The 10,443-nt window shown below is 27.8% G+C and carries 13 protein-coding genes; 12 read left to right on the forward strand and 1 reads right to left on the reverse strand.

The window, feature by feature from the left end; all coding sequences use genetic code 11:
* On the forward strand, nucleotides 1-198 hold a 198-nt coding region (locus KGF50_RS17715; RefSeq protein ID WP_413926834.1), incomplete at its 5' end, for a hypothetical protein.
* Nucleotides 199-202: 4 nt separating this feature from the next.
* Complete coding sequence (locus KGF50_RS17720) at nucleotides 203-778, forward strand: LuxR C-terminal-related transcriptional regulator (RefSeq protein WP_413926835.1); 576 nt, start codon at nucleotides 203-205, stop codon at nucleotides 776-778.
* Nucleotides 779-919: 141 nt separating this feature from the next.
* Here KGF50_RS17720 and KGF50_RS17725 read toward each other — a convergent pair whose 3' ends face one another.
* Entirely contained in the window at nucleotides 920-1,543 is a 624-nt protein-coding gene (locus KGF50_RS17725) for a manganese efflux pump (RefSeq protein ID WP_227849290.1), read from the reverse strand.
* A gap of 183 nt (nucleotides 1,544-1,726) precedes the next feature.
* Between KGF50_RS17725 and KGF50_RS17730 the strand changes: the two genes are divergently transcribed.
* The 10 genes from KGF50_RS17730 to KGF50_RS17775 all read left to right on the forward strand — a co-directional run bounded on the left by KGF50_RS17730 (nucleotide 1,727) and on the right by KGF50_RS17775 (nucleotide 9,966).
* Nucleotides 1,727-2,374, forward strand: coding sequence for a helix-turn-helix domain-containing protein (locus KGF50_RS17730; RefSeq protein WP_227849291.1), 648 nt, complete (start codon nucleotides 1,727-1,729; stop codon nucleotides 2,372-2,374).
* Nucleotides 2,375-2,577: 203 nt separating this feature from the next.
* Nucleotides 2,578-3,636, forward strand: coding sequence for a potassium channel family protein (locus tag KGF50_RS17735; RefSeq protein WP_227849292.1), 1,059 nt, complete (start codon nucleotides 2,578-2,580; stop codon nucleotides 3,634-3,636).
* 94 nt (nucleotides 3,637-3,730) lie between these two features.
* The gene (locus KGF50_RS17740; RefSeq protein WP_413926836.1) at nucleotides 3,731-4,924 is read left to right on the forward strand and encodes a D-alanyl-D-alanine carboxypeptidase family protein; all 1,194 of its coding nucleotides are present in this window, start codon (nucleotides 3,731-3,733) and stop codon (nucleotides 4,922-4,924) included.
* A 206-nt stretch (nucleotides 4,925-5,130) separates the two neighbouring features.
* On the forward strand, nucleotides 5,131-5,844 hold the full coding sequence (gene rpsB, locus KGF50_RS17745; RefSeq protein WP_003424537.1) for a 30S ribosomal protein S2: 714 nt from the start codon (nucleotides 5,131-5,133) through the stop codon (nucleotides 5,842-5,844).
* Between the two features lie 78 nt (nucleotides 5,845-5,922).
* Nucleotides 5,923-6,834, forward strand: coding sequence for a translation elongation factor Ts (gene tsf / locus KGF50_RS17750; RefSeq protein WP_227849294.1), 912 nt, complete (start codon nucleotides 5,923-5,925; stop codon nucleotides 6,832-6,834).
* An 83-nt stretch (nucleotides 6,835-6,917) separates the two neighbouring features.
* Nucleotides 6,918-7,622, forward strand: coding sequence for a UMP kinase (pyrH, locus tag KGF50_RS17755; protein WP_227849295.1), 705 nt, complete (start codon nucleotides 6,918-6,920; stop codon nucleotides 7,620-7,622).
* A 25-nt stretch (nucleotides 7,623-7,647) separates the two neighbouring features.
* The gene (gene frr, locus KGF50_RS17760; RefSeq protein WP_227849296.1) at nucleotides 7,648-8,205 is read left to right on the forward strand and encodes a ribosome recycling factor; all 558 of its coding nucleotides are present in this window, start codon (nucleotides 7,648-7,650) and stop codon (nucleotides 8,203-8,205) included.
* Between the two features lie 2 nt (nucleotides 8,206-8,207).
* Nucleotides 8,208-8,411 (forward strand): hypothetical protein, encoded by a 204-nt coding sequence (locus tag KGF50_RS17765; RefSeq protein WP_227849297.1) that lies wholly within the window; start codon nucleotides 8,208-8,210, stop codon nucleotides 8,409-8,411.
* Nucleotides 8,412-8,439: 28 nt separating this feature from the next.
* On the forward strand, nucleotides 8,440-9,174 hold the full coding sequence (locus tag KGF50_RS17770) for an isoprenyl transferase (RefSeq protein WP_227434789.1): 735 nt from the start codon (nucleotides 8,440-8,442) through the stop codon (nucleotides 9,172-9,174).
* Between the two features lie 12 nt (nucleotides 9,175-9,186).
* Nucleotides 9,187-9,966 carry a phosphatidate cytidylyltransferase gene (locus tag KGF50_RS17775; RefSeq protein WP_227434788.1) on the forward strand — a complete coding sequence of 260 codons (780 nt, stop codon included), beginning with the start codon at nucleotides 9,187-9,189 and terminating at the stop codon, nucleotides 9,964-9,966.
* The last annotated feature ends 477 nt before the right edge of the window (nucleotides 9,967-10,443 follow it).

Below are 10,443 nucleotides of genomic sequence, written 5' to 3' on the forward strand. Positions count from 1 at the left end.
GTATTAGATAATGGAGTGGGCGTGGAAAATGAATATGATTTAATAAGAAATCAAAATAATGGGCTGTCGTCTATTCAAGAACAATTACATAGGTTAAATGGTATTCTTAATATTGATAAGACAGTTTCTGGATTGGGTATTAGTGTAAAAATTCCTATGGAAGGAGAGAACTATTATAAATATTTTATTAATAGATGACCATGTGTTATTTGCAAAAAGCTTAGAAATTGCTTTAGAAGATTACACTGAAATAGAAAAATTTATTTATATTAAAGATATTTCCCAGGTAATTTCAATAATTAAAAATGAAAAACCAAATATAATTCTTATTGATATTAACTTAGGAAAGATTGATAATGATGGATTGACTCTAGCAAAAGACATTATAAAAATAATACCTAAAGTAAATATAGTCATGTTAACAGGTTATGATTTACCTGTATATAAATATGAAGCTCAAAAAATGGGTGCAAAAGGCTTTATAAATAAAAATATTGAGCCAGATAGGTTTATTGAAATATTAAATCAGATTCAAAATGGATATAATTATTTTCCAGATGAGATAAAATACATTGAAGAGTTAACGGATAGAGAAAAGTTAATATTGCAATTTTTATATAATGGTGTTAAGAGAAAAGACATAGCAAGTCAATTATATTTAAGTGAGCGAACAGTGTCTAATCATATCCAAAATATTTTTGATAAACTAAATGTATCTTCTTCATTAGAAGCTGTCACAAAGGGAGTTCAGCTTGGATATATTAAGCCTAATATGTAGTAAGAAAAGTTTGTAGTTTAGTAAAGATATTTGATTGTCAATTTTTATTCAATATAATAGTTAAATTTAAATAGAAGTTTTTATCTTTTAAAATATATATAAAAAGGCTATCTAAAATAAAATTTTAAGATAGCCTTTTTGTTAACATATTTTCATAAACCCAATAATCAGTAAAATTAAACCACTTAACCAGGACAAATTTAGATTTATATTTTTAACAAATATATTTCCTAGTAAACAACCAAATGATACTGCTATTACATTTGAAATTAGAGAAAACAAGATAACTTGTATATAATTTACCCCTACAAGACCACTACCAAATCCAATAGCTAATCCATCTAGGCTTAAAGCAAGGGCAAGTGTAAATGCTTCAGCGGATTTAAGAATTTTAGATTTACTTGTATCTAAAGTATCAGGCTCAATACTAACATTAAAATTTAATTTAAGGTCTAGCATATTAAAATTATAATCTTTTGAATGTATGGATTTTTTCTTAAAATAAGATTTAAAGAAACTCTCAACTAATCGAGCACTTCCTAATAAAAATAAAATTAAAAAACATATTAACATTGTTATATTTTGAGGTAAGAAGTCTCTGGCTATTGTACCTGCAAAAAGTGATATTGCCAAAATTGCTGAAGAAACCACACTAATAATCATATTTGAATATAAAGGAACTTTAACTTTATTTACGCCATATCCAAAACTTGTTACAAAGGCATCTATACAAAGAGAAGTTACTAATAAAATTGATTCAATCACAGTAGATTAACATCCTTTCTCTTAAATTTTATACTTATATAGTTATAGTATTGTAAAAAGAGATAAATTGTTACAGATAAACCAATAGAGTGTTGATAGAATTTCAACATTTTGCAACACCTAAAAAACAAAAAATTCATATTATATAATATAAAACCAAACATAATAAAGCAGGTGAAAATAATGGAGCAACATAGTGAGGTTGAGAGTTTTGGTAATTTATTGAAGGCATTATTAAAAGAAAAATCAATATCAATGGGAGAGTTGAGTAAAAAAAGCGGAATTGATAAATCTACTATATCTCGCATAGCAAATAATAAACAAAAACCAAATATAAATCACCTAGAAAAGATTGCAATACACTTAAATGTAAACTTAGAAGAGTTATTAAAAGCATCAGGATATGAATTTAAAAACAGTAATAATAAACAAATTTTTAATATAGATAGCGATTTTAGTAACTTTGATGATGTACTTGGATTTGCAAATTTAATTAATGATAAAAATTTCAACGGAAATATTGAGAAAGAGTTAAGTAAATGTGAATTATATGTTCAAACAGATGAAGGGAAAAAATTACTTTTTGATACTTTTAGTAAAAAAATAGATTCCATAGAAAAACAAGGACAATTTACAGATAGACTTAGAGACATGTATGCTGAATTTTGTACAGGAAAATTAGAAATAAAACAATATTTATTGATTGGAAGTATGTTACTTTACTTTGTTATATCAACGGATGTTATTCCAGACTTTGTATTTCCAATAGGATTTATGGATGACTTAGTAGCATTAAATATGGTTACAAAACTACTTAGAAAAGATAAGTAGCTTTGTAATTGTATTACTTTATGAAGATGACAAGCAAAGATACTGAGTATAGATAAATTTTACTATTCATCTAATGAGAAATGACTTGAAAATTTTAAAATAAACAATTAAATATATATTTTGTATATATTTAAGTATATAAAATAAAATAATATCCAAACTAATACAAAATAGTGATAATTTTTTTGTACTGGAGGATATTTATGAATTGTAAATGGATATCTAAAATAGATGAAAGAAAAAAATGTCATAGAGAAGCAGATTCTTCTGGATATTGTATTTTTCATAAAGAAAATAAGTCTAGTGAAGATATAAAACTAATGATGGACAATATATATAAGGAAGAAATAAATGAATTTAATGGATTTATATTTGAAAATGAATTTAATGCAGAAGAAATATTAACTTATGACTATAAATTATTAAATTTTTCTGAAACAATATTTAAACAAGAAGCAAATTTTAGAAAATATCTTTTTAAAAAAAATGTTATTTTTAATTATACAGATTTTAGAGGGCAGGTATCTTTTAACGCTTGTGTGTTTTTAGAAAATTGTGATTTTAATAAAACAAAGTTTAATAAGGTATATATAAATGATAAGATATTTGAAAAAGTAAAATTTAAAGGACCTGATTTAGTAGTTAATAAGGTAGAAAATTTTCCAAGAATGGATGGAATAATTTTTAGCATGTGTACAAAATTTATACTTAAAAATGTGGAGTATGAAAAAAGTGAGTGCAAGCATGGAAAAATAAATTATAGAATAGCGAGAAACCAAGCTACAAAAATTGGAGATTATGAGATGATAGGTCCTTACTATTATAAGGAAAGAATTTATAGTAGCAAAATGATAAAACGCTCTGATTATCCAACTCTCAGCAGTTATTTAGTTGAAAAATTTTTTGACCAAATAGCACACTATACTACAGGCTATGGAGAAAAACCATGGAATATATTATTTGTGATTATAGCTATAATAAGTAGTTTCGCCCTATTATATCTATTTGTAGGTATAGAAAGTTCAAACAGTACACTTATAACTTTAAATATAAATACCTTAGGCAATTATTCAGCAAGTGAAATTTTTAAAACATATATAGATTTATGGTATTTTAGTATGGCTACATTTAGTACAGTAGGATATGGAGATATGGTTGCTACAAGTTTGGCTGGTAAAGCTTTAGCAGGTATAGAAGTGTTTTTAGGAGTTACAATAGGAGCAATTTGGGCATCTGTGATTATTAAGAGAATGATAAGATAATATCTGTGTAAATATGGATAGGTATTAATTACTAGATATAAATTGGACTAAAGAGGGAAAATTTAAATATAAATATACTTAATAATCCAAGAAGGTGAAAAAATTGAAAAACGGAATAAGAAAAATTTTAACATTAACTTTGATTCTAGCATTCATAATACCAAATTATTCATATGCTGATGAAAAATCCGTAGACAAATACTCAAAAACATCTATACTTATAGACCAAGAAACAGGTAGAGTTTTATATGGCAAAGAACCTGATATGAAGGTACCTTTAGCAAGTTTAAGTAAGATGATGACTTTTTTACTTGCAATAGAGGCTATTGAAAATAAAGAAGTAAAAGAAACTGACATAATAAAGATAGACAAGTCCATTGCCTCAGTTAAAGGTTCAAGCTATAAACTAAAAGTTGGTGAAGAAGTACCACTTATAGAGCTTATGAGAGGTCTTATGATTGTATCAGGAAATGATGCAGCAATTGCCATAGCAAAACATATTTGCAAGTCTAAAGAAGCATTTGTAGATAGGATGAACAAAAAAGCAAAAGAAATAGGAATGACTAATACACATTTTTTAAATCCAAATGGTCTTCCAATATATGATTTAAGTAATCCAAAAAAACCAGCAAAAGAAAATATATCTACTGCGAGAGATATATCTATTCTTGGGAAGTACATGTTTGACCATTATGAAAAACAAGTAACAGCTGTAACTGATATGGAAACCTATACAAACTCAGATAGAAGTTTTGAAAAAAGCAATACAAATGCATTATTGAGAATTATACCTGAAGTTGATGGTATAAAAACAGGGTACACTGGCAATGCTGGTTATTGCCTATCATTTTCTATGATTGTTAATAAGAATGATAAAAATGAGAAAAAACGTAGAGTAATAGGAGTTGTATTAGGTGCTAATCATAAAGATAAAAGAATATCTTCTTCTTTAGCCATGTTAAAATATGGAAAAGAGAATTTTAATATGAAAAAAGTAATTGATAAAGATAGCTTTATTGGTAAGAAATATATAAAAGGAATGAAAGAACTAGAGGTTACTTTAAAAGCCAAAAATGAACTTTATACAATATTAAAAAATGATGAAAATTTAAAATCTGAAGTAAAAATTAAAAATATGGAGTATCCTGTTAAAAAAGGTGATACTATGGGTACTATAAAATATTACACTAGTTCAGGTGATTTACTTGGAAGTGTAGATATAGTCAGTGATAATAGTGTTGATAATATACCATTAAAAACAAAATTAAAAATGAAATTTGCAAATTAAATTCAAAAAAATGGTATAAAATATACAAAAAAATATAAAAATAGAAAATATGGAAAAAATATTGTTATTTTTTCACCTCTATGATATACTACTAGAGGTGAAAAAATAAAATAAATCACACACAGCATTGGGATCCTTAAAAGGTGCCTATTACATGGTTTTTTAGGGAGAAGATCAAGCTGGAGGTATAAAACCAGGAGGTAAATATGTCAGTAATATCAATGAAACAATTATTAGAAGCAGGTGTTCACTTCGGTCACCAAACAAGAAGATGGAACCCTAAGATGGCTAAGTATATATTCACAGAAAGAAATGGAATATATATAATCGATTTACAAAAAACAGTTAAAAAAGTTGAAGAAGCTTACAAGTTCACTAAAGAAGTAGCTGAAACAGGAAAGCCAATCTTATTCGTAGGAACTAAAAAACAAGCTCAAGATGCGATAAAAGATGAAGCTGAAAGATGCGGAATGTACTTTGTTAATGAAAGATGGTTAGGTGGAATGTTAACAAACCACAAAACTATAAAAACTAGAATAAATAAATTAAGAGAATTAGAAAAAATGGAAGAAGAAGGCGTATTTAACGTTCTTCCTAAAAAAGAAGTTATAAAATTAAGAGCTGAAAAAGAAAAACTAGAAAAGTACTTAGGTGGAATAAAAGACATGCCTGAATTACCAGGTGCAATGTTCGTAGTTGACCCAAGAAAAGAAAACATAGCTATTCAAGAAGCTCACAGATTAGGTATACCAGTAGTTGGTATAGTTGATACAAACTGTGACCCAGAACAATTAGACTTTGCTATACCAGGAAATGATGATGCAATAAGAGCCGTAAAATTAATAACTGGTGCTATGGCAACAGCTGTAATTGAAGGTAGACAAGGTGCTGAAGAAGAAGTAGCTGAAGACCAAGAATAATAATTTGACAATTAAATGGTAAGGGTCACCCTTACCATTTATAATATGGAATAGAATAAGTAGGAGGAAACTTAAAAAATGGCTAATATAACTGCTCAAATGGTAAAAGAGTTAAGAGAAAGTACAGGCGCAGGAATGATGGACTGCAAGAAAGCTTTACAAGAAGCTGAAGGAAATATGGAAAAAGCAGTAGATTTATTAAGAGAAAAAGGATTATCAAAAGCTGCTAAAAAAGCTGGTAGAGTTGCTGCTGAAGGTCTAGTTGCAATAGAAATGAACGATGATAATACAGTTGCTTCTATGGTAGAAGTTAACTCAGAAACAGATTTCGTTGCTAAAAATGAAGACTTCAAAGTGTTCGTTAAAGATGCTGCTTGTATGGCATTAGCTACTGATAAAGAAGATGTCGCTTCTTTATTAGGTGAAACTCATAAAGAAGGAATAACTTTACAAGAAGTTTTAAATAATAGAGTTGCAAAAATAGGTGAAAAATTAGACTTTAGAAGATTTGCTAAAGTTGTAACTAATGGACAAGTTGCTGGATATATCCACGGTGGTGGAAAAATAGGTGTTCTTGTTGAAATGGAAACAGAAGCTAGAGATGCTAAAGTTTTAGAATTAGGTAAAGATGTAGCTATGCAAGTTGCTGCTATGAATCCTAAATACGTTTCAAGAGATGAAGTAGATGCTGAATACATAGCACATGAAACAGAAGTATTAACTCAACAAGCATTAAATGAAGGAAAGCCAGCTAATATAGTTGAAAAAATGGTTAAAGGAAGATTAGAAAAAGAATTAAAAGAGGTTTGTTTATTAGAGCAAACTTTCGTTAAAAATCCAGATATAACTGTTAAACAATTAGTTGCTGATGTTGCTAAAGCAGTAGGTTCTGATATAAAAGTTGTTAAAGTTGTGAGATTCGAAGTTGGTGAAGGTATACAAAAGAGAGAAGAAAACTTTGCAGAAGAAGTTGCTAAGCAACTTAAGTAATAACCAAAGAGAGAACACGCAGGTGTTCTCTTTTTTAAAAAATAGAAAAAATGGATATGAAGGATTGAAATAGGAGGTTTCTGATGGATAAACCAATGTACAAAAGGGTATTGTTAAAATTAAGTGGAGAAGCATTAGCAGGAGAAAGAGGTTTTGGTATAAATAATGATGTAGTTAATGATATTGCTATTGCTATTAAAAAAATACAAGAAATAGGTGTTGAAGTGGCTGTAGTTGTAGGTGGCGGAAACTTCTGGAGAGGTAGAACTAGCGAAGGAATGGATAGAACTACTGCTGACTATATAGGTATGTTAGCTACAGTTATGAATGCAATGGCATTACAAGATGCACTAGAAAATATAGACGTTGCTACAAGAGTTCAAACTGCTATAGATATGAGACAAATTGCAGAACCATATATAAGAAGAAGAGCAGTTAGACATTTAGAAAAAGAAAGAGTTGTTATATTTGGTGCAGGAACTGGAAACCCTTACTTTACAACAGATACAACTGCTGCTTTACGTGCTGCTGAAATGGAAGCAGAAGTTATCTTGTTAGCTAAAAATGTTGATGCAGTATATGACAAGGATCCAAAAGTACATGCAGATGCTAAGAAATTTACACAATTAAGTTATATGGAAGTTATACAAAAAGAGTTAAAAGTTATGGACTCTACAGCTACATCTTTATGTATGGATAATAAAATTCCAATAAAGGTATTTGAGCTTACAACAGAGAATATAATAAGAGCAGTAAAAGGCGAAAATATAGGAACTACTGTAAAATAATGAAGAATGAAGGAGGAGTAAAATTATGAAACTAGAAATACATAAGCAGTTAGAAGAGAAGATGAATGGAACAATTGAAGCTTTGAAGTTCGAATTTGGAACTATAAGAGCAGGAAGAGCTAATGCACAAATGTTAGACAAAATAAGAGTTGATTATTATGGAACTCCAACTCCAATAAATCAAATTGGTGCTGTATCTGTACCAGAACCAAGAATACTAATGATATCTCCTTGGGATAAATCTGCTATGCATGAAATAGAAAAAGCTATAGCTAACTCAGATTTAGGATTAAATCCATCAAATGATGGTGAAGTTATAAGACTTTCTGTACCTGCTTTAACAGAAGAAAGAAGAAAAGAATTAGCTAAAAAGGCTAGTAAAGCTTCAGAAGAATTTAAAGTTAGAATAAGAAATGAGAGAAGAGACGCCAATGAAAGAATTAAGAAAATGGAAAAAGGCGGAGAAATAACAGAAGATGAATTAAAGAAAGCACAAGATGAAGTTCAAAAAATGACTGATAAATTTATAAAAGAAATAGATACATTATTAGCTAAAAAAGAAAAGGATATAATGGAGGTATAATATTGAAAAAATATTATAACCTTTTAGGTCTTCATATAGATGAGGTAAAACAATATTTTGATGAACGAGATATAGCCTATACCATAAAATCTATTGAAGGTAAAAAGGATAAAGATAAACTTGTAGTTCCTAGAGTTATAAAAATATCTGAGATAGGTGATAGTGTAGAACTAATAATCACATACTTTTCTGACTCCTTAAATTAAGGAGTCAGAACAATATTGGAGGCAAAATATGAATAACAACATCATGTATGACATAGACTTAAATAACATACCTACTCATATCGCTATTATAATGGATGGGAATGGAAGATGGGCAAAGTCCAGATTTCTTCCAAGAACTGCAGGACATAAGGCTGGAGTAGAAACTATAAGAGATATAGTTAAAGAATGTTCAAATTTAGGTGTTAAGCACTTGACACTATATGCATTTTCAACAGAAAATTGGAAAAGACCAAAACTTGAAGTTGATACACTTATGAACTTATTATCTACATACTTAAGAAATGAAATAGCTGAACTGCATCAAAACAATGTAAAAGTAACAGCTATAGGAGAAATAAGTGCTTTACCAAAAACTTGTATAAGAGAATTAAATTCAGCTAAGGAAATGACAAAAGACAATACAGGAGTTAACTTAAATTTAGCATTGAACTATGGAAGTAGAGCAGATATAAAAAATGCTCTTATAGATATAGTAAAAAATTGTGAAAGTGGTAAAATAGATATAAACAATATTGATGAAGATATTATAAAAAACTATTTAAGCACAAAGTCTATACCAGATCCAGACTTGGTCATAAGAACAAGTGGAGAACAAAGATTGAGTAACTTTTTACTTTGGGAAGTTGCTTATTCTGAGTTTTACTTTACTGATATACATTGGCCTGATTTCAATAAAGAAGAATTACAAAAGGCTATATATTTATATCAAAAAAGAGATAGAAGATTTGGAGGACTTAAGTAAGGAGATTATTTTATGCTTACAAGAATTATTGCTTCACTAGCTCTGGTTCCATTATTTCTATTTGTTGTATATGGAGGGATTCCTCTTTATATAGCTGAGATGGCAATAGTTTATATTGCATTACATGAATTTTATAAAGCATTTAAAATAAAAGATATACATCCAATATTTATTATAGGGTATATATTTTCTATTTATTTAGCTGTAAAAAATATTTTTAACTTACCATTGGAATATACTTATGCAGTGCTTTTCATTTTATTTTTAGCAAGTATAATTTATATGTTGATGGGCAAAAGCAATGTTATAGATGTTTCGATTACATTTTTAGGAGTTTTTTATATAGGAGTATTTTTAGATTTTATAGTTATAACTATAAATAGCTTTGAAAGAGGAAATATCTATGTATGGCTTATATTTGTAATATCTTTTATGACAGATATATTTGCATATTTTAGTGGCTATTTACTTGGCAAACATAAGTTAATTCCTAAAGTGAGTCCTAAAAAGACTGTAGAAGGAGCTATTGGAGGAATAATAGGAAGTACACTTTGTTGTATTTTATTTGGGTATTTATTTGGTATTGATTTGCTTCAATTGGCTATAATAGGAAGCATAGGAAGTATAATAGCTCAATTAGGAGATTTATTTGCATCTTCAATAAAGAGATATGTAGGGATAAAGGATTATGGAAAGATAATACCTGGTCATGGGGGTATATTAGATAGATTCGATAGTGTTATATTAGTAGCGCCTTTTGTATATAATACTATTAAATTTTTTATTAGATAAAGATTGGTTGGTTTTAAAAAGGCAGTCTATAATTGCTAGTAATGAAAATAGCTATGTAACTTTTAAAAAGCAGAAGAACTCTGTGAGTATTTAGTTACATGGCTATTTTCATTTTTTTATGATTTAGAAAATATTGACCTAATAGTATAAAAACATTTATTAATCTATAATTACAAGTTTATTATAAATTAGTTTTAAATTGTTTATTATTAGTAGAGTTATATATATTGTCTAATTCGCTTTTCAAAATTTATGTTCTTCTATGTTTTTTTGTTTTATATTTTTCTGTTTTTTTACAAATCTAGTTATACTAACAGTAAATATAGTTATATTACAATATATATGAGAGTTTAAATAATACAGTTATATTATGTATTGATAATATATATGTTGGATATATAAAATATTGTAAAAAATATTTTTTTATTTAATAATTTCGACATTTTTAAATATAATATCTTTTTATAAGCTATATAT

This window comes from Clostridioides sp. ZZV15-6598, from assembly GCF_020657705.1.
GTDB classification, from domain to species: Bacteria; Bacillota; Clostridia; order Peptostreptococcales; family Peptostreptococcaceae; genus Clostridioides; species Clostridioides difficile_F.

Bases quoted from the DNA above. Each gene is read 5' to 3' on its own strand.
- KGF50_RS17775 (WP_227434788.1), top strand. From the start codon at position 9,187: ATGCTTACAAGAATTATTGCTTCACTAGCTCTGGTTCCATTATTTCTA.
- frr (WP_227849296.1), top strand. From the start codon at position 7,648: ATGAAACTAGAAATACATAAGCAGTTAGAAGAGAAGATGAATGGAACA.
- pyrH (WP_227849295.1), top strand. From the start codon at position 6,918: ATGGATAAACCAATGTACAAAAGGGTATTGTTAAAATTAAGTGGAGAA.
- tsf (WP_227849294.1), top strand. From the start codon at position 5,923: ATGGCTAATATAACTGCTCAAATGGTAAAAGAGTTAAGAGAAAGTACA.
- KGF50_RS17735 (WP_227849292.1), top strand. From the start codon at position 2,578: ATGAATTGTAAATGGATATCTAAAATAGATGAAAGAAAAAAATGTCAT.
- KGF50_RS17730 (WP_227849291.1), top strand. From the start codon at position 1,727: ATGGAGCAACATAGTGAGGTTGAGAGTTTTGGTAATTTATTGAAGGCA.
- rpsB (WP_003424537.1), top strand. From the start codon at position 5,131: ATGTCAGTAATATCAATGAAACAATTATTAGAAGCAGGTGTTCACTTC.
- KGF50_RS17770 (WP_227434789.1), top strand. From the start codon at position 8,440: ATGAATAACAACATCATGTATGACATAGACTTAAATAACATACCTACT.